Origin of the sequence: Kitasatospora sp. HUAS MG31 (genome assembly GCF_040571325.1) — a bacterium.
Classification (GTDB): domain Bacteria; phylum Actinomycetota; class Actinomycetes; order Streptomycetales; family Streptomycetaceae; genus Kitasatospora; species Kitasatospora camelliae.
Genome location: NZ_CP159872.1, coordinates 4,582,007 through 4,604,686, shown reverse-complemented (window position 1 = coordinate 4,604,686; position 22,680 = coordinate 4,582,007). Strand labels below are relative to the sequence as shown.

Here is a 22,680-nt window from a genome sequence, read left to right as displayed (position 1 = left end):
GACGCTCCCGCAGCCCCCCGGCTGCGGGAGCGCCTCCAACGCTTCCCCGGCGCTGAGAACACTCTGACAGGGGCCGATTGACGTTCGATAAACGCCCGTGCGCAGGGCGTCACCGCAGGTGGTAGCGGGCTCGCCGGGGCGCTGTGCGGCGCGTGTCCGGCGGCCGCACCACCCCGCCCGCACCGCCGTGCTCCCGCGACCCGGCCATAATCGCCCCAACGGCACGAGTTGGCCGGAAACGGACCCCACGGCGCAGTGATCACGCATATTCTCGAAAGCCGACAGCAGCGACCTCGCGCAGCAGGACCCAACGGGAGTGTGACGGACCGTCGCGGGCATCGGCCGGTCGGCGGCAGGGCGAAAGGTGCCTCTCGAATCGTGACGACCGGACAGATATCCGACCCGGCCCGCAGCGGCCTCGCCGAGCCCCCCGTCGGTGCGGCCGCCGATCCCGCCGAGGGTGTCCGCGCCGAGGCCCGGCTGCGCCGCCGCGCCGAACGGGCCCTGCAGGCACTGGCCTTCGACGCGATCGGCGCCCGCTACGGCGCGGCGTATCCCGATCGGGCCGGTCAACTGGCGTGCGGGGATTGGATACTGCGCGAACTGCCGGCGAACTCGCGGGTGCTGGACGTGGGCTGCGGCGCCGGGGAGCCGACGCTGCGCCAGCTCGTCGACGGCGGCCTGGCGGTCTGCGGGGTGGACCTGTCGGAGGGCATGCTGCGCCGGGCCCGGGCGGCCGTTCCCGGGGCCGCGCTGCACCGGATCGACATGTACGACCTGGCCACCCCGCAGGCCGGCCGGGCCTGGGGGGTGCCGGAGCTGGGCCCGGAGGGGGCGGGCGGCTTCGACGCGGCGACCGCGTTCTTCTCGCTGGTCCTGCTGCCCCAGGGGGAGATCCCGGTGGTGCTCGGCCGGATCCGTGAACTGCTGCGCCCGGGTGGGTTGTTGGCGCTCAGCATGGTGGAGGCGGATCTGGACGACGCGCCGCTGCCGCTGCTCGGGCGGGAGGTGCGGGTCAGCGGGTACCTGCGGGAGGAGCTGGTCCAGGTGCTGACCCGGGCGGGCTTCGCGGTGGAGTCGCTCGCGGGCCATCCGTACGCGCCGGCGAGTACGGCGCTGCCGCCCGAGGAGCAGCTGTTCCTCTGCTGTCGGCGTCTCGGCTGAGCCCTCCGCCGTCCTCCTCCGACCGTCCGAGCCCCACCTCCGAGAACGGGCAGCCCGTGCGCGACCACCTGAAGCCCGAGGCGGGGCAGCCGCCGGCCGTTCCCTTCCAGCGCCACCCGCCGGCTCCGGAGCGCCCGCGGCTGGCCGAGCGGCTGGTGTACCTGGACGGCGCGGCCCGGCGGATCAACAGCTCGCTGGACCTGCGGGCGACCCTGCGCAACCTGGGCCGGGTGCTGGTGCCGGCCCTGGCCGACGCGCTGGTGGTGCAGCTGCGCGATCCGCTGCCGGACGTGGAACGGGACCCGGGCCGGCCTCAGGCGCTGCGGATCCACCACACCCACGGCACCCGGCTCGGCCGCCGCAGCGGACGCCGTCCGGTCGCGCCGGACGGGCCGCTGGCGCGTGCCCTGGCCGCCCGGGTGCCGGACGGTCCGGTGGTGATCGGCACGCCGGCCGCCGCGCTGCTGCGCCCGCTGCTGGCCGAGCTGCTGGGCGCCCGCGCGCTGGGCCGGCTGGCCGCCGGGACGGCCGTCCTCGCGCTGCCGCTGCACGGGCGCCGGGCCTCGCTGGGCATGCTGCTGCTGATCCGCCGGCCGGACAAGGAGGCCGCGGCCTGGTTCGATCCGGCGGACACCGCGACCGCGGGCCACCTGGCCACCCAGGCGGGCCTGGCGATCGACACCGCGCTGCGCTACTCCCGGGAGTGGGAGATCGCCGACGAGCTGCAGCGTTCGATGCTGCCCGCGCACCTGCCGCAGCCGCACGGCGTCCGGCTGGCCCACCGCTACCTGCCGGGTGAGCGGGGCGCGCAGGTGGGCGGGGACTGGTACGACTCGATCCCGTTGCCGGGCAACCGGGTGGCGCTGATCGTCGGCGACGTGATGGGCCACTCGCTGACCTCCGCCGCGGTGATGGGCCAGCTGCGCACCAGCGCGCAGACCCTGGCCGGGCTGGACCTGGCCCCGCACGAGGTGCTGTACCACCTGGACGACCAGGCGCAGCGGCTCGGCCGCGAGCAGCACCTGGCCACCTGCGTGTACGCGGTGTACGACCCGATCGCCAACCGGGTGGTGGTGGCCAACGCCGGGCACGTCCCGCCGGTGCTGGTCGGGCCGGACGGGCACAGCCGGCTGCTGGAGCTGCCGTCGGGGGCGCCGATCGGGGTGGGCGGGGTGGACTTCGAGTCGGTGGAGCTGGCGGCGCCGCCCGGTTCGGCGCTGCTGCTGTTCACCGACGGGCTGGTGGAGACCCGGCGCCGGCCGCTGAGCACCGGGCTGGAGCTGCTGCGCAGCCGGCTGGGCACGGCGCACCGGCACTCGCCCGAGCACCTGTGCCAGGAGGCGCTGCGGATCCTCCCGCCGGGGGACCGGATGGACGACATCGCGCTGCTGGCCGCCTCCTTCGACGGCATCCCGGCCGAGGACGTCGCGTACTGGTACCTCCAGCCGCGGCACGAGACCCCGAGCCGGGCCCGTCGGCTGGCCGCCCACGCGCTGCGCCGCTGGGGGCTGGAGCACCTGGCGGAGAGTACCGAGTTGATGGTGAGCGAGCTGGTCACCAACGCGATCCGGCACGCCACCCGGCCGGTCACCCTGCGGCTGGTGCGGACCTCGCTGCTGCGCTGCGAGGTGGGTGACGACAACGCGGAGCTGCCGCGGGCGCGCCGGGCCGGTCCGGAGGACGAGCGGGGCCGGGGTCTGCACATCGTGTCGCGGTGCGCGGACCGGTGGGGGGCGACCCGGCTGGGCGGCGGCAAGGTGGTCTGGTTCGAGCAGCGGCTGCCGGCCCGGTCCGGGATCCGGGCCCGGCAGGGGGCCTGAGCGCGAGGGTCTGGACGCGGGGTCCGAGCGACCGGGGGTCCGAGCGGCGAGGTCTCCCGGTGTCCGGCCGTCAGCGGAACCGGCGGTCGGTCCGGGCCAGCCGTTTCAGGGCGGTGAGCACCTCGGGGCCCAGGACGGTTTCGGCCAGGGCCGGGTTGCGGCGCAGCCGCAGTACCGAGCGGAGGACGTCGGCGTGGTGGAGCAGCCGCAGCGCCTCCAGGTACTCGGCGGACCGGGCGCCCTCGCCGCGCTCCCAGGCCAGCAGCAGCGACTTCACCACGGTGAACATCATCCGGCGCCCACGGACCAGCTCCGCCCGGGAGTTGAGGCCGAACACCTCGATGGTGGCCTCGCCCTTGGGGGTGAGCGCGTCGTAGGCGCCGGACTCCAGGTAGAGCAGCAGGTGGTCGGCCGGGTCCTCGCGGGAGGGGTCGACCAGCAGGTGCTCGCCGGTGGCCGGGTCGCAGGGGAAGCGGTCGCGCTTCTGGTTGCTGTTGCAGTGGGCGCAGGCCAGCAGGTGGTTCTGCCAGTCGAAGGTGCGCAGCGGGGCGCGGGCGATCGGCTCGAAGTGGTCGATGTCGGTGCCGAGGTTGTCCCCGCAGTACATGCAGCGTTCCAGGCCGGGCGCCATCTGCCGGAGCACGACCCGCAGTTGGGCCTTCTGCTGGCGGGCGTTGTGCCAGGCGGCGCGGCCGACGGCGGTGTCCGGGCCGACCGTCCGGATGGCGGCGGTCCGGCGGGCCAGCTCCGTGACCAGGGTCGGGGCCAGCGGCGGCCGCTGGAGCGGGATCACGGCTCGCGGCCGAGCACCCGCCCGGCGACCTCGTCGGCCCGGGCGCTCAGCGAGCTGTTCAGCTTGGCGCCGAGCTCCCGGTACTCGGCCAGTTCCTCGGTGGACGCCTGGCCGGCGTAGAGCTTGCGCTCCAGCCGGACCAGCAGGCCCCGCTCGGCCTCGGCGGCGGCCGAGTACGCGCTGGGCAGGCCGAACAGCTCGGACAGCGCGGTGTCGTCCCCGCTGCCGTACAGCACCCGCTGGCGGACCTCCTCGTCGAGCACCCGCGGCGGCTCCGGGACGCCGGGCGCGGTCATCCGTACCAGTGCCCCGGGATCGGCGGCCTGGCAGGTGTACGGGCTGTGCGCGGCGACCAGGAACTGGACGGCCGGGAAGTGCCGGGTGAGCCAGCCGCCGACGCTCTGCTGCCGGACCGGGTGCAGGTGCAGGTCGACGTCGTCGATCAGGGCGGTGCCGAAGGGGTGGGCGGCGAGTTCGGCGGCGATCCGGGCCAGCCGGGCGATGCCGGCGCCGAGCTGGTCGACCGGCACCTCCAGGCCGCCGGTGGCCACCGCGTGGGCGGCGGCGTCGCTGACCCGCCAGCCCTCGGGCAGCAGGCCGTCCGCGAGGATCTCGGCGGGCAGCGGGGCCGGCGTCCGGGGGTGGCCGGCGGCGCCGAGGTAGGTGCAGGGGCGGGGCGGGCCGGTGCGGGTACCGGCGGCCGGGTGCCAGCGCGAGCCGTCCACCTCGGCGGTGGCCTCGGTCGCGGCGGTGCCGTCGGCCACGTCGGGGGCGAGCCAGGAGGCGGCGTCCGGCGGGGGGCTCGCCGCGCCCAGGGCGACGGCGGCGGCGTGCAGCAGGGTGGTCTTGCCGGAGCCGTTCGGGCCGGCCAGGACCGTCCAGCCGGGGGCGGGGTCCAGTGCGAGGTCGGCGGCGCGCGGCCCGGCGAAGCACCTCAGCCCGGACACCCTGATGCGGGAGACGTACACCCGGCCACCCCCTCGCTCGACGCTGACCCGACGATCGAGGAAGGTATGCCCCGCCGGGCCGACCGGGCAACCACCCGGGGCGCGCCGGGTGCGGTCGGTCTTACTCGATGATCCGGACCGGGAGTTCCGTCAGGACCGTCCGGAGGGCCGCCGCGAAGCGGTCGTACTCGGGGGTGCGGGCGGAGCCGGGGCGGGTGGCGAGGCCGATCCGGCGGCCCGGCGCGGGTGCGGCGAACCGGACGGCCGCCAGCCGGTCGGTGCGGCCGGCCTCGACGTCCAGCGCGGTGGCGGGCAGCAGGGTGACCCCGAGCCCGCCGGCCACCAGCTGGACCAGGGTGGAAAGTCCGGCCGCCCGGGTGGTCCCGCCGGAGGGGTCGGCGCCGACCTCGCGGCAGATGTCCAGGGCCTGGTCCCGCAGGCAGTGCCCCTCCTCCAGCAGCAGCACGTCCAGGTCGAGCAGGACGTCCCTGGGGACGTCCGCCCGCCCGGCGAGTGCGTGGTCGGGCGGGGTGACCAGGACGAAGTCCTCGTCGAAGAGCGGGATGTCCCGGGTCGGGGAGGCGCCGCCGGCCGGCAGGGCGAGCAGCAGGACGTCCAGCCGCCCGGTGGCCAGCCCGTCCAGCAGGGAGGGGGTGCGCTCCTCGTGGACGTGGAGTTCGAGCTCGGGGAAGCGGTCGCGGACCAGCCGCAGCACGGCGGGCAGCAGGTACGGCGCGACGGTGGGGATGACGCCGAGGTGCAGCGGCCCGGTGAACGGCCGGCGGGCCGCCTCCACCTCCTCGGTCAGCGCGTGCAGCGATCCGAGCACCCGGCGGGCGTGCCCCACCACCCGCTCCCCCAGGGGTGTGACGATCACCCTCCGCGTCGTACGCTCGACCAGCTGCGCGCCGAGGGTCTCCTCCAGGGCGGCGACCGCACCGGACAGGCCGGGCTGGCTGGTGCCGATCGCGGCGGCGGCCTCGCGGAAGTGGAGGTGCTCCGCGACGGCCACGAAGGCCCTCAGCTGGGCCACCGTCGGGGTGCGTGGCCTGGGGTTCTGGGTACTGATAGCTCTCTCCGATCAGATGCATCGAGTGTAGCTATTTCCCCGATCAGTCCACGATGTGGAACTGTGGGCCGCGTCCGCAATCCGGACGAGAACCCTCACGCTGAAACCAGGAGAAGCGAACGTGCTCACGATCGGTGACAAGTTCCCCGAGTTCGAACTCAACGCCTGTGTCGACCTCGACGCCGCGAACGCCTTCGCCCAGATCGACCACAAGACCTACGAGGGCAAGTGGAAGATCGTCTTCTTCTGGCCGATGGACTTCACCTTCGTCTGCCCGACCGAGATCGCCGCGTTCGGCAAGCTGAACGACGAGTTCGCGGACCGCGACGCCCAGATCCTCGGCGTCTCCGGTGACTCGGAGTTCGTGCACCACGCGTGGCGCAAGGACCACAAGGACCTGCGCGACCTGCCGTTCCCGATGCTGGCCGACATCAAGCACGAGCTGATGCAGGCCTGCGGCGTCGAGGCCGCCGACGGCACCGCCCAGCGCGCCGTGTTCATCGTGGACCCGAACAACGAGATCCAGTTCGTCATGGTGACCGCTGGCTCCGTCGGCCGTAACCCCAAGGAGGTCCTGCGGGTGCTGGACGCCCTGCAGACCGACGAGCTGTGCCCCTGCAACTGGAACAAGGGCGACGAGACCCTGGACGCCCAGGCCCTGCTGGCGGGCTGACCCATGGCCCTCGACGAACTGAAGGCCGCCCTCCCCGGCTACGCCAAGGACCTCAAGCTCAACCTGGGCTCGGTCATCGGCAACTCGGACCTGCCCGAGCAGCAGCTCTGGGGCACCGTGCTGGCCTGCGCGATGGCCACCCGGTCCGCCGCGGTGCTGCGCGAGCTGGAGCCCGAGGCCAAGGCGAACCTGAAGCCGGAGGCCTACGAGGCCGCCAAGGGCGCCGCCGCCGTCATGGCGATGAACAACGTCTACTACCGGACCCTGCACCTGCTCTCCGACAAGGAGTACGGGAGCATGCGGGCCGGCCTGCGGATGAACATCATCGGCAACCCCGGCGTGGACAAGACCGACTTCGAGCTGTGGTGCTTCGCGGTGTCCGCGATCAACGGCTGCGGTCAGTGCCTGGACTCGCACGAGGCCGTGCTGCGGAAGGCCGGCGTGGAGCGCGAGGTCATCCAGGCCTCCGCGAAGATCGCCGCGGTGGTCCAGGCCGTCGCCGCGGTCCTCGACGCCGAGAACGCCATCGCGTAACCGACGCACCAGGGGCGCGGGATCCGCGCGACACGGAAGGCCGGGCCTCGGCCTCCTCCGTCTCGCGCGGGTCCCGCGCCCCTTCGGCGTGCTCTAGCTAGACCTGGGCGTTGCCCGCCCGGGCGGCCTCCAGGGCCTCGAAGACCTCCTGGCCCGCCGCGTTGCGCCGCCGCAGGTGGGAGACCACGGTGTTGGTGACCGCGATCAGCGGCACGGCGACGATCGCGCCGCCGATCCCGCCGACGATCGACCCCGCCGCGACGCCGAGCACCACGCCCAGCGGGTGCACCCGCACCGCCCGGCCGAGGATCAGCGGCTGCAGCAGGTGCCCCTCCAGCTGCTGGACGGCGACCAGCAGCACCAGCACCATCAGCGCGGTGAACGGCGGCCCGGTCACCAGCGCGATCAGCACCGCGATGGTCCCGGTCACCAGGGCGCCGACCAGCGGGACGAACGCCCCCAGGAAGATGATCACGGCCAGCGGCATGGCCATCTGCACGCCGAGCAGCTGCAGCCCGATGCCGATGCAGAGCGCGTCGATGAAGGCCACGAACACGGTGCCGCGGACGTACGCGGTCAGCGTGGCCCAGGCCTTGGGGCCGGCGCCGGCCATGGCGTAACGGGAGTGCAGCGGCAGGCCCTTCAGCACCCAGGTCCAGATCCGGGCGCCGTCGTAGAGCAGGAAGAAGGTGGTGAAGGCGGTCAGCACCACCCCGGTCAGCACCTCGACGGCGATGGTGACGCCGGTGAAGCCGGCCGAGGTGATCTGCTCGGAGTTGGTGCCGATGGCGGCCGAGATCTGCCGGGCGAAGTCGTTGATCTGCTGCTCGGTCAGGTGCAGCGGGCCGTCCACCAGCCAGCTGCGCAGGGTGTTGACGCCGTCCTGCGCCTTGTCGGTGACCGAGCCGAGGTTGGTGGTCACCTGCCAGACCACGAACCAGCCGACCAGGGCGATGCCGGCCACGCCGCTGAGGAAGGTGCCGGCGGCGGCGAGCGACCGCGGCACGCCCATCCGCCGCAGCCAGGAGACGGTGGGTTCCAGCAGTGCGGAGATCAGGACGGCGGCGAGGCCCGCGAAGGCGACCAGCCGGAGGGTGTCGATCACCCGGAAGACCAGGTAGAGCACGACGCCGAGCAGCAGCAGCCGCCAGGCCGACTCGGCGGCGACCCGCAGCGTCCAGGGGACGGACTCGGCCGGGGTGGCCGGGCGGCCGAGCGGGGTGGCACGCGGGGTGCGGGGGCCGGGGATGTGCTCGGCGCCCGACTGGGCGGCGGCGGCACGCTCCAGGCCGAGTTCCAGCGAACGGAGTTCACCGGCCCGCTGCTCGGCCGCGGCGGCGGCCCGGCGGCGGCGCTCCAGGGCCGCCACGACGCCGGCGGTCAGTGCGCCGGCCTTGGCCACCGCCCGCCACGCCTTCGAATCCCGTGCCACTCCCGACCACCCTCCCCGCTCGGATGCTGCGCCGTGGGTCCGCCCACGATCGTCCGGAACGACGCTACCTGCCCGCCTCCGCCGCGGTCCGGCCGGTCCTCCGGTCCGGCCGCCCGGACCGCCTGACGAAACTCGGACAAATGGCAGCGGATCAGGTGGTTTCAGGCGGCAGGAAGGGGGGAGGGGTCAGATTGTCCCTCGAAACCAACTGTCCGCGGACCGGCCGGGGCCGGAGGTACCAGGACCCTCTCCGGCTCCCCGCGTCCGCCAGGACCGCACCGCCCGTGGGCGCACTGGTCAGCGCAGCCCGGGCGGCGCGGCCCGCTGTGGGCAGTGCGAAGGCCCCCGGACCGCGGTGAGCGGTCCGGGGGCCTTCGCGTCGAGCCCGCGGGCACCGGACGGGTCCGGCGCCGGGTACTCCTAGTACCAGTGGTGCGACTGCCAGAACGACCAGGCGCCGCAGGGGCTGCCGTAGCGGCTGTTCATGTAGTTCAGGCCCCACTTGATCTGGGTGGCGGGGTTGGTCCGCCAGTCGTCGCCGGCCGAGGCCATCTTCGAGCCGGGCAGGGCCTGGACCAGGCCGTACGCGCCGGAGGAGGCGTTGGTGGCGGTGTAGTTCCAGCCGCTCTCGCGCTTGACGATCTGGCTGAAGCACTGGAACTGGTTGGCGTCCCCGATGATCTGGAGGGCCATGTCCTGGACGGAGCCGGGGCTGATCGAGGCCAGGGCGCTGCGGGCGGCGGAGCGGTTGGCCTCCTCGGCCTTGCGCTTCTCCTCGGCCGCCTTGGCGGCCTTCTCCGCGTCGGCCTTGGCCTGCGCGTCGGCGGCGGCCTTCTGGCGCGCGGCCTCCTCGGCGGCCTTCTTGGCCGCGGCGTCGGCCGACACCTGCTGCGCGGTCGCCTGACGGCTGAAGTGGTCGCTGACGGTCTGCGCCTGGGCGTCCGCGGGCACGTCGGCGAGCAGCGTGGCGCTCGCGACGTCGACCGTCTGGACGGTCTTGCCCTCACTGCCCGAGGCAGCGCCCACGACGGCACCGACGGCGGTGACGGCGGTGGCGGATGCCACAGCGACTCCCCGGACCGAGATCCGAGTCACATGGTTTCCTTCCAGCGTCGCCCATGCGTGACCGTACGGGCGCAATCTGCCCCGGACGCTGGCCTCCGCACTGCACTGGTCACGGGAGGCGCTGACTCGGCCCGACGGGCCGAGGAGACCTCGGAACAGCGGGTGGATCGAGCGGCGTACGGCCTTTCGGTGTTCAGTTTTCCGCCCGCCGACCGGAGTTGCCGGGCTGGTTCTGCCGTACGCGGGGCCTGACAGATCCCTCACCATGCCGCACGGGAGGCTGTCTACGCAATTCCCCTCTGCGTGGCGGATGTCACAGAGTCGGCGAACTGCGGGTTTGGGGGCGGCGGAGACGAAAGCCGGTCAGATGGGATGACAACGAAGGGGCCTGACGCTATGGCGCAGACCCCTTCGTCCCTATGTGTCCTGTTTTGCCCTAGGGCTGGATGTCCTCCAGCATCTCCGTCACCAGGGCGGCGATCGGCGAGCGCTCGGACCGGGTGAGGGTGATGTGGGCGAACAGCGGATGGCCCTTCAGCTTCTCCACCACCGCGACCACGCCGTCGTACCGGCCGACCCGGAGGTTGTCGCGCTGGGCGACGTCGTGGGTGAGCACCACCCGCGAGCCCTGGCCGATCCGGGAGAGCACGGTGAGCAGGACGTTCCGCTCCAGCGACTGGGCCTCGTCCACGATCACGAACGCGTCGTGCAGGGACCGGCCGCGGATGTGGGTGAGCGGGAGGACCTCCAGCATCCCGCGGGAGATCACCTCCTCGATCACGTCCGGGGTGGTGACCGCGGAGAGGGTGTCGAAGACCGCCTGGGCCCAGGGGCCCATCTTCTCCGCCTCGCTGCCGGGCAGGTAGCCCAGCTCCTGGCCGCCGACCGCGTACAGCGGACGGAAGACCATCACCTTGCGGTGCTGGCGGCGCTCCAGCACGGCCTCCAGGCCGGCGCACAACGCCAGCGCGGACTTGCCGGTGCCGGCCCGGCCGCCCATCGAGACGATCCCGATCTCCGGGTCGAGCAGCAGGTCGAGGGCGATCCGCTGCTCGGCGCTGCGGCCGCGCAGCCCGAACGCCTCGCGGTCGCCGCGGACCAGGCGCACCCCGCCGTCGTGGGTGACCCGGCCGAGGGCCCGGCCGCGCTCCGAGTGCAGCACCAGGCCGGTGTGCACGGGGAGTTCGGCGGCGCCCTCGATGTCCACGGCGACGTCCTGGCCGGGGTGGCCGGCGTGGCCCGCGCTGAACAGCGCGTCCACCTGGTCGCCGGAGACGTGCAGCTCGGACATGCCGGTCCAGCCGGAGGTGATCGCCAGCTCGGCCCGGTACTCCTCGGCCAGCAGGCCGACCGAGCTCGCCTTGATCCGCAGCGGCAGGTCCTTGGAGACGACCGTGACGTCGTACCCCTCGGCCTGCAGGTTGCGGGCGACCGCGAGGATCCGGGTGTCGGCCTCGCCGCCGCCCGTCCGGTAGCCGGCGGGCAGTATCGACGGGTCGGAGTGGTTCAGCTCGACCCGGATGGTGCCGCCGAGCTCCCCGACCGGGATCGGCTCGTCCAGCCGGCCGTGCCTGACCCGGTAGTCGTCGAGCAGGCGCAGCGCCTGCCGGGCGAAGTAGCCCAGCTCCGGGTGGTGCCGCTTGGCCTCCAGCTCGGTGACCACCACCACGGGGAGCACGACCTCGTGCTCCTCGAAGCGGGTCATGGCGAGGGGGTCCGCCAGGAGCACGCTGGTGTCGAGAACGTACGTGCGCCGGTCTGGTGTCCGGCGGCTCTTGGTACTGACCACTAGGCCTCCAGAGCGGATGACCCGACGTCATCCGCGGCTCACCGGTCCCCGCGACCCCGGTGGCCGGGGTACCGGTCTGCCTGGTGTATTCCCAGGCGAGTCGTGGTGCATTCCCCCGGGAGGGAACAGCGAGATCACAACTGATGAACGTTTGGTGCCCGATGGCCTGCGGGTATGCGCCCCTGACCGGCTGTCACGCCGTCCGGTCGGGGCGTACGGGGGATCACCGGCGGGCGGTCACAGTCCCATCCGCCGGTTCCGGAGCTGGTAGTCGCGCAGCGCCCGGAGGAAGTCGACCTTGCGGAAGGCCGGCCAGTACGCCTCGCAGAAGTAGAACTCGCTGTGCGCGCTCTGCCAGAGCAGGAAGCCGGAGAGCCGCTGCTCGCCGGAGGTGCGGATGACCAGGTCCGGGTCGGGCTGGCCCTTGGTGTAGAGGTGTTCGGCGATGTGCTCCACGTCGAGGATCTCGGCGAGCTCCTCGATCGAGGTGCCGCGGTCGGCGTGCTCCTGGAGCAGCGAGCGGACGGCGTCCGCGATCTCGCGGCGACCGCCGTAGCCGATGGCGACGTTGACCGTGATGCCCTCGATGTGGGCGGTGTCCTCGGCGGCCTTCTTCAGGACGTCCGAGGTGCGGCTGGGCAGCAGGTCGAGGGCGCCGACCGGGTTGACCTTCCAACGGCGGGCCTCGACCAGGCCCTTCACCGCGTCCTCGATGATGCCGAGCAGCGGGACCAGTTCGTCGGCCGGGCGGGAGAGGTTGTCGGTGGAGAGCATCCACAGGGTGACGACCCTGACGTGGGTCTCGTCGCACCAGCCGAGGAACTCGCTGATCTTGTCGGCGCCGCGCTGGTGGCCGTAGGCGGTGGTGCCGCCGGTGGCCTTGGCCCAGCGGCGGTTGCCGTCCAGGATCACGCCGATGTGGCGCGGGGTGTTGTCCAGGTGCACCTCGACCCGGCGCCCGTAGAGCCGGTAGGCGTTGTCCAGCAGGGTGCGCAGACCCGGCGTGCGCTCGACCACATCGCGCAGACCCATGTTGTACGGCCCCTCCGCCTCTGTTCGGTGCCCCCGGCTGCAAACTCCCCCGGCGCAGCCTACTCCGGCACCGTGTACGAAGGTAAAAGGCCAGGTACCGAAGGTGTCACAGCCGTGTAGCGAAACCGTTCCCGCCAGAGCGCCGCGGGGTTCCGGTGCGGCGTCGCGGGGGTGGGGACACGGAACGGTCAACGCTTCCTTAAACGACCCCTAAGCCGCGTCCGGGGTGCTTGACGCCCCGCAATGGTCTAGTCCAGCGTGTGGTCAGCACCAAGCGGACCCTCCCCCACGCGGAGCCGCCGCGACCCCCACCGCGGCGGCTCCCCCTCCTCCCCAGGAGCCCCCCACATGGCCCGTACGCTGCGGCAGCCGTCCCACCGGCGCCGGCGCATGACCGCCCCGCTGGCCCTCGCGGCCGGCACCACCGCCCTCGCCCTGGCCGGCAGCGGGCTGGCCCTGCTCGCCGGCGGCGCCGACGCCGCGGTCGGCAACCTGGTCGCCAACGGCGGCTTCGAGGCCGGCAACCTCTCCGGCTGGACCTGCGCCGGCAGCGCGAGCGCCGCCTCCTCGCCGGTGCACTCCGGCTCGTACGCCCTGGCCGCCGCCCCGAGCAGCTCGGACACCGCCGAGTGCCGGCAGACGGTCAGCGTGCTGCCGAACAGCACCTACACCCTGAGCGGCCGGGTCCAGGGCCCGTACGTCTACCTGGGCGCCAGCGGCACCGGCGGAACCGACCCGTCCACCTGGTCGAGCCAGAGCAGCTGGAACCAGCTGTCCACCACCTTCACCACCGGCGCGAGCACCACCAGCCTCACCCTCTACGTGCACGGCTGGTACGGCCAGGGCGGCTACGGCGCGGACGACATCACGCTGACCGGCCCGGGCGGCACCGCCTCGCCGTCGCCGTCGACCGCCACCCCGACGGTGTCCACCTCGCCCTCGAAGCCGCCGACCCAGTCGCCCACCCCGACCCGGACGGCCACCCAGTCGCCGACCGCCAGCCCGACGGCCACCCAGACCACCACCCCGCCGACCACCGGTCTGCCGAAGCACATCCTCACCGGCTACTGGCACAACTTCGACAACGGCTCGACCGCGCAGAAGCTGTCCGACGTGCAGAGCGCCTACGACGTCATCGCGGTCTCCTTCGCCGACGCCGTGCCCGGCCGGGCCGGCGCGATCAGCTTCACCCTGGACCCGGGCCTGTCGAGCAAGCTCGGCGGCTACACCGACGCCCAGTTCCGGGCGGACGTGAAGGCCAAGCAGGCGGCCGGCAAGAAGGTGATCCTCTCCATCGGCGGCCAGAACGGCGCCATCTCGGTCAACGACGCCACCGCCGCCCAGGCCTTCGCCGACTCCGCCGCCGCGGTGCTGAAGGACTACGGCTTCGACGGCGTCGACGTCGACCTGGAGAACGGCCTCAACCCGACCCACCTCGGCAACGCGCTGCACTCCCTCCAGGCGAAGGTCGGCTCCGGCTTCGTCCTCACCATGGCGCCCGAGACGATCGGGATGTACAGCACCAGCGGCTCCTACTTCCAGCTGGCGCTCAACACCAAGGACATCCTGACCGTGGTCAACACCCAGTTCTACAACTCGGGCAGCATGAACGGCTGCGACGGCAAGGTCTACTCGCAGGGCACCGTCGACTTCATCACCGCCCAGGTCTGCACCCACATCCAGGGCGGCCTGCGGCCGGACCAGGTCGGCATCGGCGTCCCGGCCTCCAGCCGGGCGGCGGGCAGCGGCTACGTCTCGCCGACCGTGGTGAAGAACGCGCTCAGCTGCCTCACCGCCGGCACCGACTGCGGCACCTTCGTCCCGCCGGCGAAGTGGCCGACCCTCCGCGGCGCGATGACCTGGTCGACCAACTGGGACGCCAACAACGGCAACGACTTCTCCACCAACGTCGGCCCCTACGTCCACTCGATGCCGTAACCCCGCCCGGTGCGCCGCCTCCCGAGGGTGGGGCCAGGCGCACCGCACAGGGGCCCGCCGTACCGCTGGGGTACGGCGGGCCCCGCCCATGTCCGGGCCCGCGCGACTACCCGGCGGCCACCGCCAGCAGGGCGCCCGCCAGCAGGAACGGGCCGAACGGGAGGGCGTCGCCGCGGCCGGCCCGGCGGGTGGCCAGCAGCACCACCGCCCAGCCGCCTGCCAGCAGCACCGCGTACAACTGGCCGCGGAGCACCGCGTCCCAGCCGTACCAGCCGAGCAGCGCGCCCAGCGCGGGGGCCAGCTTGGCGTCGCCGAGCCCGATCGGGACCAGCAGCGCCAGCCCCCCGTACACCAGGCCCAGGACCGCGGCGGCGAGCAGACAGCGCAGCAGCACCTCGCCGCGGTGCTCGACCGCGAGCAGCAGCACGGCGGTACCGGCGGCGAGCGACAGGGTGAGCGCGTCGGGCAGGCGGTGGACGGCGGCGTCCACGAAGCCGAGCACCACCCCGAGCAGTCCGGCCCAGACCAGGACCGCGCCGGCCGGCCAGGACGCCACCGCGCCCAGCGCGGCGCCGACGGCGGCGGCCACCAGTTCCACCGAACCCGGCCGGGGACCGCCGCGCTCCCCGCACCCGGAGCACCGCCCGCTCGGCGGCAACGGCCGCACCCCGGCGCAGCAGACCCGCGGCGGCTCGCCGTACGGCACCGCGTACCGGGTGGCGGCCGCCCGCAGCACGGGCGCGGCGGCCAGCCCGAGGACGGCCCCGGCCAGAGCTCCGATCATGCGGTCCCCTCCCCTTCTTCCCCTCTTACTCTCCCCCGGTGCCCCTCGGCCCCCCGAGTCCCGGCCGACCCTAGTGCCCGCGGGATACGCCCGTTGGAGTCCAGGTGGCGAACAACACTCCGGGGCGGCCGTAACACCGCCGTAAAGTAAGCGGGTATGCAGGTCATCCAGTCCAGCAAGCTCGCCAATGTCTGCTACGACATCCGCGGCCCGGTGCTCGACGAGGCGATGCGACTGGAGGACCAGGGGCATCGCATCCTCAAGCTGAACACGGGCAATCCCGCCGCCTTCGGTTTCGAGGCGCCGCCCGAGATCCTGCAGGACATCCTGCGCAACCTCGCCTCGGCGCACGGCTACGGCGACTCCAAGGGCCTGCTGTCCGCCCGCCGCGCGGTGGTGATGCACTACGAGGAGCGCGGCCTGCACGGCCTCACGGTGGAGGACGTCTACCTCGGCAACGGCGTCTCCGAGCTGATCCAGCTGGCGATGACCGCCCTGCTGGACGACGGCGACGAGGTGCTCGTCCCGGCCCCCGACTACCCGCTGTGGACCGCCTCGGTCACCCTGGCCGGCGGCAACGCCGTCCACTACCGCTGCGACGAGCTCTCCGACTGGTACCCGGACCTGGCCGACATCGAGTCCCGGATCACCGACCGGACCCGCGCCATCGTCGTGATCAACCCCAACAACCCCACCGGCGCGGTCTACCCGCGCGAGGTGCTGGAGGGGATCGTCGAGATCGCCCGCCGGAACAAGCTGGTGGTCTACGCGGACGAGATCTACGACAAGATCCTCTACGACGACGCCGAGCACGTGCCGCTGGCCACGCTGGCGCCCGACCTGTTCTGCGTCACCTTCAACGGCATGTCCAAGGCGTACCGGGTGGCCGGCTTCCGCAGCGGCTGGATGGTGCTCTCCGGCGAGCGGCAGCGGGCGCACAGCTACATCGAGGGGCTGAACGTGCTGGCCTCGATGCGGCTGTGCGCCAACATGCCGGCGCAGCACGCGGTGGCCGCGGCGCTCGGCGGACGCCAGTCGGTCAAGGACCTGGTGCTGCCGGGCGGCCGCCTGAAGGAGTCCCGCGACGCGGCGTACCGGCTGCTGAACGAGATCCCCGGGGTGAGCTGCGTGAAGCCGATGGGGGCGCTGTACGCGTTCCCGCGGCTGGACCCGCAGGTGTACAAGATCAAGGACGACGCACAGATGGTGCTGGACCTGCTGCGGGCGCAGCGGATCCTGATCGTCCAGGGCACCGGCTTCAACTGGCCCGACCCGGACCACTTCCGGCTGGTCACCCTGCCGCGCCCCGAGGAGATCACCGACGCGGTCACCCGCATCGGCGAGTTCCTCAGCGGCTACGCCCAGCCGTAGGGCGAGGGTCTTCCAGGGGGCAACCGGGCAAGCACCAGGGGCGCGGGGAACTGCGCGCGGCGGGAGGGCTCTACCTCAGCCGTCTCCCGCTTCGCGCAGTTCCTCGCGCCCCTGTCTGTGGTTTGCGGTTGTGCGCCGCCGCCCCCGGGTGAGGACACGGGGGCGGCGGCCCCTCAAACCCGGGCGTCAGCCCAGGCGCTTCACCAGCGCGCGGTACTCGTCCCAGAGCTCGGTCGGCGTGTGCTCGCCGAACATCTCCAGGTGGGACGGGACCAGTGCGGCCTCCTGGCGCCAGATGTCGGCGTCCACGGAGAACAGCAGGTCGAGGTCGGACTGCGCGATGTCCAGCCCGTCGAGGTCGAAGCCCTCGACCTTCGGCAGCACGCCGATCGCGGTCTCGACGCCCTCCGCGGTGCCGTCCAGGCGCTCGACGATCCACTTCAGCACGCGGCTGTTCTCGCCGAAGCCCGGCCAGATGAACTTGCCGGCGCTGTTCTTGCGGAACCAGTTGACGTAGAAGATCTTCGGCAGCTTGTCCGCGTCGGCCTGGCGGCCGATCTTCAGCCAGTGGGCGAAGTAGTCGCCCATGTTGTAGCCGCAGAACGGCAGCATCGCGAACGGGTCGCGGCGCAGCTCGCCGACGGTGCCCTCCTGGGCAGCGGTCTTCTCGGAGGCGATGTTGGCGCCGAGGAAGACGCCGTGCTGCCAGTCGAAGGACTCGGTGACCAGCGGGACGGCGGTGGCGCGGCGGCCGCCGAAGAGGATGGCCGAGATCGGCACACCCGCCGGGTCCTCCCATTCGGGGGCGATGGTCGGGCACTGCGCGGCCGGGACGGCGAACCGCGCGTTGGGGTGGGCGGCGGGGGTGCCGGACTCGGGGGTCCAGTCGTTGCCGCGCCAGTCGGTGAGGTGGGCCGGGGGCTGCTCGGTGAGGCCCTCCCACCAGACGTCGCCGTCGTCGGTGAGCGCGACGTTGGTGAAGACGGTGTTGCCCCAGAGGGTGTCGATGGCGTTGGCGTTGGTCTCCACGCCGGTGCCGGGGGCGACGCCGAAGAAGCCGGCCTCGGGGTTGATGGCGTACAGGCGGCCGTCGGCGCCGAAGCGCATCCAGGCGATGTCGTCGCCGATGGTCTCGACCTTCCAGCCCGGGATGGTGGGCTGGAGCATGGCGAGGTTGGTCTTGCCGCAGGCGGACGGGAAGGCGGCCGCGATGTACTTGGCCTCGCCGTTCGGCGGGGTGAGCTTGAGGACGAGCATGTGCTCGGCCAGCCAGCCCTCCTCGCGGGCCATGGTGGAGGCGATGCGCAGCGCGTAGCACTTCTTGCCGAGCAGGGCGTTGCCGCCGTAGCCGGAGCCGAAGGACCAGATCTCGCGGGTCTCCGGGAAGTGCGAGATGTACTTGGTGCTGTTGCAGGGCCACGGCACGTCCGCCTCGCCCTCGGCGAGCGGGGCGCCGACGGTGTGCACGGCCTTGACGAACTCGCCGTCCTCGCCGAGCTGGTCGATCACGGCCTGGCCCATGCGGGTCATCACGCGCATCGAGACGGCGACGTAGGCGGAGTCGGTGATCTCGACGCCGTAGGCGGCCAGCGGGGAGCCGACCGGGCCCATGGAGAAGGGCACGACGTACATCGTGCGGCCCTTCATCGACCCGCGGAACAGGCCGTTCTCGCCCGCGAAGACCTCCCGCATCTCGGCGGGGGCCTTCCAGTTGTTGGTCGGGCCGGCGTCCTTCTCCTGCTCGGAGCAGATGTAGGTGCGGTCCTCGACGCGGGCGACGTCGGACGGGTCGGAGGCGGCGTAGTACGAGTTGGGGCGCTTCTCGGAGTTCAGCTTCTTGAAGGTGCCCTGCTCGACCAGGAGGTCCGCGAGGCGCTGGAACTCCTCCTCGGAGCCGTCGCACCACTCGATGCGGTCGGGCTGGGTCAGCTCGGCGATCTCGGTGACCCAGGCCGCCAGACGCTTGTGACGGGTGGGCGCGGACTCGGCGAGCGCAGAGTTCAGAGAAGACACGATCGCTCCGTTTCACACCATCTCGGCCAGGAGACGGCATCGCGGGGTTTGAGGGTGGTTACACCGTAGCCCCGGGTCTCCGTCCCGAATTCGGCAGATCGTCGTCTTTGACGAAAGTTTTACGCCTGGCCGTACAGTTACCAGCCAGTAATGGCGCGATTCCGTCCTCCCGGAGACGAGCGTCACGTAGGGCCGAATACTCCAGAACGTCTAAAAGTGACGATCACCACTACCTACGCACCGGTAACCTACGGATCCGTAGGATGCTGCGCATGACTGCGGAAGCCCTTGAGATCAAGCCCCTGTGGCGTGGCTGGCTGCACGCCGGGATGTTCCCCGCCGCCCTGGCGGCCGGCATCGTGCTGATCTGCCTCGCCGAGACGACCGCCGCCCGGCTGGCCTGCACCGTCTACTCGGTGACCGCCTGGCTGCTGTTCGGCGTGAGTGCCGTGTACCACCGCTTCGACTGGGGGCCCCGGGGCGACGCGGTCCTGCGGCGGCTGGACCACGCCAACATCTTCCTGATCATCGCCGGCACCTACACCCCGTTCACCATCCTGCTGCTGGAGGGCGCCCGGCAGCAGGCGCTGCTCTGGGTGGTCTGGGGCGGCGCCCTGGCGGGGATCGGCTTCCGGGTGTTCTGGGTCGGCGCGCCGCGCTGGCTCTACACCCCCTGCTACGTGGCGCTGGGCTGGGCCGCGGTCTTCTTCCTGCCGGACTTCCTGCGCACCGGCGGAGTGGCGGTGATGGTCCTGATCATCGTCGGCGGTGTCCTCTACACCGTCGGCGGCCTGATCTACGGACTCAAGCGGCCGAACCCGTCACCGCGCTGGTTCGGCTTCCACGAGGTCTTCCACGCCTTCACCCTGGGCGCGTTCGTGGTCCAGTACATCGGTATCTCGATGGTGGCGTACACCGCCGTGGCCTGACCCCCCTCCGCCCGTGGCGCGGTGGCCGTCAGCGGACGACGGCCACCGCGTCCACCACGTCCCGCAGGTCGCCGCGCACCCGGAACGCCTCGCGCTGCCGGTCGGCCCCGCCGCCCCGGGCGCGGACCCCGCGCCACAGCTCACGGACGGCGGTCAGGTCCCCCGCCGCGGCCAGCCCGGGGCCGGCTCGCTCGATCAGCGCCTCCACCAGGTCCACCGCGGGCACCGTCCGTCCGGCCACCGGGTCGAAGCCCAGGCCGCCCAGCCCGTCCCGGGCCGCCCGCCAGTGCGCCGCCAGCAGCAGCGGATCCGGCACCTCGGGCACCGGCACGCCGTCCCGGTCCTCCGCCAGCAGCACCGCCGCCAGCCCGCGCAGCAGCCCGGCCAGCAGGATCACGCCGTCCAGGTCGGCGTTGGTGTCGGCGACCCGGACCTCCAGCGTCGGGTAGCTCTCCGAGGGGCGGGCGTACCAGTAGACCATCCGCCGGTCCAGCAGCATCCCGGAGCCGACCAGCGCGTCCACCGTCGCCTCGTACGCGGCGGCGTCGGTGAACCGGGGCATCGGACCCGCGCCCGGCCACTGCGCCCAGCGCAGCGACCGCCAGCTCGCATGGCCGGTGTCCCGTCCGGCGTGGAACGGCGAGTTCGCGGCGACCGCCTGCAGCACCGGCAGCCACGGCCGCAGGTGCCCGCCGAGCCGCACCGCCCGCTCCCGGTCGGGCACCCCGAGGTGGATGTGGCAGCCGCAGACCCCGGCGCCCTGGTCCCCGGTGACCAGCGGACCGTACTCCGCGGCGAGCCGGCGGTACCTGCTGTGGTCGCTCACCTCCAGCAGCCCGGACTCGGGCACCACGCTCGTCCCGCTGGCGGCCACCCGGCAGCCGATCTCGCCGGCGACCGCGGTCACGCCGGTCCGCACCCGCGCCAGGTCGGCCCGGAGGTCCGCCAGCGCGGACGCCGGCACCGACCGGGTCTCGATCATGCTCGGGAACAGCTCCCCGCCGACCTGGTCGCCGAGCGACTCCTGGGCGTGCTTCACCACCAGCGGTGCGGCCCCCGCCGGGGCCCTCGTCACCGCGTCCACGAGGAGGAACTCCTCCTCGACGCCCAGGGTGGGCAGCTCACCGATCGCCGTCACCGTCACGGCACCTACCTATCAGCTCCGCTCGCGGGCGAACGGCCGTCCCACTCGATCGGTGGCGTGTCGCCCGTCCCTCACCTCAAGCCTCTCTCGCGCGCGTCGGCAGCGCTCGCAGTGGTCCGTCCCGCCGCCGTCGGAGGCCGGCGGATGCAGCCGGGGACGGAACCTCCGCGCCACGTACGCCATCACCAGGACCACCTCGACGGCCGACACCGCCCAGACCACCCGGGCCCCGCCGAGCAGGTAGCCGACGACCACCGCCGCCGCGGCCGAGACCGCCGCCACCGAGCCCCAGAACCCCGCGTTTCGGAACGCCATGGGCACCCTCCGTCTCCCCACCCACGGTGACACGACCACCACACTCCGGGGGCGAACGGCGAGTGCACAACGCATCAATTCCTCGTGCAGCCCGCCTGGCGGGCGCACGGGGAAACCGGGCCGGCCACCAGGGGCGCGTGGGGCACCTCCCAGCCGCCAAGGCTGGGGGCGAACTGCGCGAAGAGGAGACCCGAACGTCGAGCCCTCCCACCCCGCACAGCCCCTCCCGCCCTGGCGCCAGCGCAACCGGGCACGCACAAAAGGCGAACGCACCCGGCCACCCCGGCCCCTCAGCTACGCCGCCGCCGAGCCGCCACCACCGCCGCCGTGGCCAGCACCGTGACGGTCAGCGCCGCCCCCGCCGTGAGCGGCGGAACGTACTCCGGGGTGTCGGCGGCACCGCCCGGGGCCTCGGCCTCGTACCCGCCGCCCCGGCCGGCCAGGTCGTACGCCGAGCCGGGCAGCTTGTCCCCGTACCGCTGGCGGACCTGCCGCCGGTACTCGGCGAGGGTCACCCCGCCCGCGCCGACGGCACCCTTCGCCTCGGCGTTGAGCGGCAGCACCCGCTCGCCCCGCTGCACGTACCAGGCGCCGATCTGCGGTTCGCGGAAGGCGACTCCCCCGCCGCCGGTGGCGGCGCGGGCGGGGTAGTCGGTCTCGTCGCCGCCGGTGGCGATGTTCACCACGCGCCAGCCGCCGCCCTGCTTCACGGTCCAGACGGAGGCGGTGGAGCCGTCCGCGGCGACCGCCTTGCTGGCGACGAACTCGGGTCTGGCGACCGGGGATCCGGTCGTTCCGGCGACGAACCCGGGGTCGAGGGTGTAGACGGCGGCCGTCTCGCCGGTCAGCCGGGGTGCCGCGGCGACGGCGGCCTCGGCCTCGGCAGCCGAGGAGGCCCCTGCCGGCGGGACGCCCTTGCGGGCGAAGAACCGGCCGAGCTGTTCGAGGACCCCCGGTGCACCGGCGGCGTCCCGTGCAGCGGCCAACTCCCCGTCCGCGACAGGCGCGACACCGACGACAGGCACCACGGGCGCCACCGGTGCAGCGGCCCCGAGCGGCGCCGCGGTCAGCCCGATCACTCCGGCCAGCACGACGGCGGCGGCTCCCCGGGCGAGAAGGATGCGGTTGTCGGTCATGGCTCGTCTCCTCACGCGCCGATCCGGTACAGGGAGTGGGTCCAGGAGAACGAGTCGTTGTCGACGTAGTACCAGTAGTCCGCCCAGTTGTAGCGGTGGTTGGAGGGCCACGGGTCGCCCCAGTACACCTGGCCGGCGGCCGTGTCGTAGCCGTACAGCACGTGCATGTGGCCGCCGCCGGAACTCCACTGGATGCGGGTCTCGATCGGCCGGCCGGCGTCGATCTCCGCCTGCACGGTGGTGGAGCGGAGGTAGCCGGTGACGTACGAGCCCTGGCTGATGCCGATCCGGCCGAGGGCGGTCTGCACGTTGCCGAGGGTGGCCTGGTTGTTGGGGCAGGTGGAGTTCGTCGAGCGGTTGAAGGCCAGGTTGCAGAACTGGTTCTGGCTGTAGCCGTAGCCGTAGTAGGTGGCGATGGTGTTGCCGCTCGCGGCCCAGCACCAGTTGGTCTGCTGCTGGGCCTGCATGGTGAGGTCGAGCCTCCGCGAGGTGGCGGTGAGCCCCGCCGGCCCGGCCGGCGGGTGGGGGACGCCGGCCGGGCGGGCCGCCGCCGCGGGCTGGGGGACCGGGGCGGCGTGGGCGGGGCTGGTCGAGGCGGCGGACAGGGCGGGGGCCAGGACGCCGAGGGCGAGCACCGCGACGGCGCGGCGCAGGGGTGTCCGGTGTCGTTGCATGGGGGCGTTCCTCCTTGCGGTTCCGCAGGAGTGGGGGTGTGGGGGGTGTGCAGAGGTG

At 73.1% G+C, this 22,680-nt stretch carries 20 protein-coding genes; 7 read left to right on the top strand and 13 right to left on the bottom strand.

Annotated features, from left to right (window positions below; translation table 11 throughout):
• Window positions 1–480 precede the first annotated feature (480 nt).
• Together ABWK59_RS20875 and ABWK59_RS20870 are read left to right on the top strand one after the other, a co-directional pair.
• Complete coding sequence (locus ABWK59_RS20875; protein ID WP_354645033.1) at window positions 481–1,164, top strand: class I SAM-dependent DNA methyltransferase; 684 nt, start codon at window positions 481–483, stop codon at window positions 1,162–1,164.
• Between the two features lie 56 nt (window positions 1,165–1,220).
• Window positions 1,221–2,984 (top strand): ATP-binding SpoIIE family protein phosphatase, encoded by a 1,764-nt coding sequence (locus tag ABWK59_RS20870; protein WP_354642131.1) that lies wholly within the window; start codon window positions 1,221–1,223, stop codon window positions 2,982–2,984.
• A 70-nt stretch (window positions 2,985–3,054) separates the two neighbouring features.
• On the opposite strand, the gene ABWK59_RS20865 is transcribed toward ABWK59_RS20870, so the two are convergent.
• The 3 genes from ABWK59_RS20865 to ABWK59_RS20855 all read right to left on the bottom strand — a co-directional run bounded on the left by ABWK59_RS20865 (window position 3,055) and on the right by ABWK59_RS20855 (window position 5,757).
• Window positions 3,055–3,777, bottom strand: a complete 723-nt coding sequence (locus tag ABWK59_RS20865) for an HNH endonuclease (RefSeq protein WP_354642130.1) — start codon at window positions 3,775–3,777, stop codon at window positions 3,055–3,057.
• Window positions 3,774–4,745 carry an AAA family ATPase gene (locus tag ABWK59_RS20860; protein ID WP_354642129.1) on the bottom strand — a complete coding sequence of 324 codons (972 nt, stop codon included), beginning with the start codon at window positions 4,743–4,745 and terminating at the stop codon, window positions 3,774–3,776. Before ABWK59_RS20860 ends, ABWK59_RS20865 begins: the two co-directional genes overlap by 4 nt.
• A 100-nt stretch (window positions 4,746–4,845) precedes the next feature.
• A complete protein-coding gene (locus ABWK59_RS20855; RefSeq protein WP_354642128.1) occupies window positions 4,846–5,757 on the bottom strand; it encodes a LysR substrate-binding domain-containing protein in 912 nt (303 codons plus the stop codon).
• A 157-nt stretch (window positions 5,758–5,914) separates the two neighbouring features.
• On the opposite strand from ABWK59_RS20855, the gene ABWK59_RS20850 reads away from it, so the two are divergent.
• Together ABWK59_RS20850 and ABWK59_RS20845 are read left to right on the top strand one after the other, a co-directional pair.
• On the top strand, window positions 5,915–6,466 hold the full coding sequence (locus tag ABWK59_RS20850) for a peroxiredoxin (protein ID WP_354642127.1): 552 nt from the start codon (window positions 5,915–5,917) through the stop codon (window positions 6,464–6,466).
• 3 nt (window positions 6,467–6,469) lie between these two features.
• The gene (locus tag ABWK59_RS20845; RefSeq protein WP_354642126.1) at window positions 6,470–7,000 is read left to right on the top strand and encodes a carboxymuconolactone decarboxylase family protein; all 531 of its coding nucleotides are present in this window, start codon (window positions 6,470–6,472) and stop codon (window positions 6,998–7,000) included.
• Between the two features lie 97 nt (window positions 7,001–7,097).
• Here ABWK59_RS20845 and ABWK59_RS20840 read toward each other — a convergent pair whose 3' ends face one another.
• From ABWK59_RS20840 to ABWK59_RS20825, 4 genes are all read right to left on the bottom strand, one after another.
• The gene (locus ABWK59_RS20840) at window positions 7,098–8,432 is read right to left on the bottom strand and encodes an AI-2E family transporter (RefSeq protein WP_354642125.1); all 1,335 of its coding nucleotides are present in this window, start codon (window positions 8,430–8,432) and stop codon (window positions 7,098–7,100) included.
• 420 nt (window positions 8,433–8,852) lie between these two features.
• On the bottom strand, window positions 8,853–9,527 hold the full coding sequence (locus ABWK59_RS20835) for a transglycosylase SLT domain-containing protein (RefSeq protein ID WP_354642124.1): 675 nt from the start codon (window positions 9,525–9,527) through the stop codon (window positions 8,853–8,855).
• A 406-nt stretch (window positions 9,528–9,933) separates the two neighbouring features.
• Window positions 9,934–11,286, bottom strand: coding sequence for a PhoH family protein (locus ABWK59_RS20830; RefSeq protein WP_354642123.1), 1,353 nt, complete (start codon window positions 11,284–11,286; stop codon window positions 9,934–9,936).
• A gap of 237 nt (window positions 11,287–11,523) precedes the next feature.
• Window positions 11,524–12,318, bottom strand: a complete 795-nt coding sequence (locus ABWK59_RS20825) for an isoprenyl transferase (RefSeq protein ID WP_354642122.1) — start codon at window positions 12,316–12,318, stop codon at window positions 11,524–11,526.
• A 348-nt stretch (window positions 12,319–12,666) separates the two neighbouring features.
• Between ABWK59_RS20825 and ABWK59_RS20820 the strand changes: the two genes are divergently transcribed.
• Complete coding sequence (locus tag ABWK59_RS20820) at window positions 12,667–14,256, top strand: chitinase (protein WP_354642121.1); 1,590 nt, start codon at window positions 12,667–12,669, stop codon at window positions 14,254–14,256.
• Between the two features lie 106 nt (window positions 14,257–14,362).
• On the opposite strand, the gene ABWK59_RS20815 is transcribed toward ABWK59_RS20820, so the two are convergent.
• Window positions 14,363–15,040: an A24 family peptidase gene (locus ABWK59_RS20815; RefSeq protein ID WP_354642120.1), complete on the bottom strand. Its 678-nt coding sequence runs from the start codon at window positions 15,038–15,040 to the stop codon at window positions 14,363–14,365.
• A gap of 156 nt (window positions 15,041–15,196) precedes the next feature.
• Here ABWK59_RS20815 and ABWK59_RS20810 point away from each other — a divergent pair, with 156 nt between their 5' ends.
• Entirely contained in the window at window positions 15,197–16,411 is a 1,215-nt protein-coding gene (locus tag ABWK59_RS20810) for a pyridoxal phosphate-dependent aminotransferase (RefSeq protein ID WP_354642119.1), read from the top strand.
• 186 nt (window positions 16,412–16,597) lie between these two features.
• On the opposite strand, the gene ABWK59_RS20805 is transcribed toward ABWK59_RS20810, so the two are convergent.
• Entirely contained in the window at window positions 16,598–18,415 is a 1,818-nt protein-coding gene (locus ABWK59_RS20805) for a phosphoenolpyruvate carboxykinase (GTP) (RefSeq protein ID WP_420492934.1), read from the bottom strand.
• A gap of 272 nt (window positions 18,416–18,687) precedes the next feature.
• Here ABWK59_RS20805 and trhA point away from each other — a divergent pair, with 272 nt between their 5' ends.
• Window positions 18,688–19,353, top strand: coding sequence for a PAQR family membrane homeostasis protein TrhA (gene trhA / locus ABWK59_RS20800; protein ID WP_354642117.1), 666 nt, complete (start codon window positions 18,688–18,690; stop codon window positions 19,351–19,353).
• 28 nt (window positions 19,354–19,381) lie between these two features.
• On the opposite strand, the gene ABWK59_RS20795 is transcribed toward trhA, so the two are convergent.
• The 4 genes from ABWK59_RS20795 to ABWK59_RS20780 all read right to left on the bottom strand — a co-directional run bounded on the left by ABWK59_RS20795 (window position 19,382) and on the right by ABWK59_RS20780 (window position 22,622).
• The gene (locus ABWK59_RS20795; protein WP_354642116.1) at window positions 19,382–20,491 is read right to left on the bottom strand and encodes a carboxylate-amine ligase; all 1,110 of its coding nucleotides are present in this window, start codon (window positions 20,489–20,491) and stop codon (window positions 19,382–19,384) included.
• Window positions 20,492–20,509: 18 nt separating this feature from the next.
• Entirely contained in the window at window positions 20,510–20,812 is a 303-nt protein-coding gene (locus ABWK59_RS20790; RefSeq protein ID WP_354642115.1) for a hypothetical protein, read from the bottom strand.
• A 290-nt stretch (window positions 20,813–21,102) separates the two neighbouring features.
• Window positions 21,103–21,948 (bottom strand): hypothetical protein, encoded by an 846-nt coding sequence (locus tag ABWK59_RS20785; RefSeq protein WP_354642114.1) that lies wholly within the window; start codon window positions 21,946–21,948, stop codon window positions 21,103–21,105.
• An 11-nt stretch (window positions 21,949–21,959) separates the two neighbouring features.
• Window positions 21,960–22,622: a papain-like cysteine protease family protein gene (locus ABWK59_RS20780; protein ID WP_354642113.1), complete on the bottom strand. Its 663-nt coding sequence runs from the start codon at window positions 22,620–22,622 to the stop codon at window positions 21,960–21,962.
• Between the last annotated feature and the right edge of the window lie 58 nt (window positions 22,623–22,680).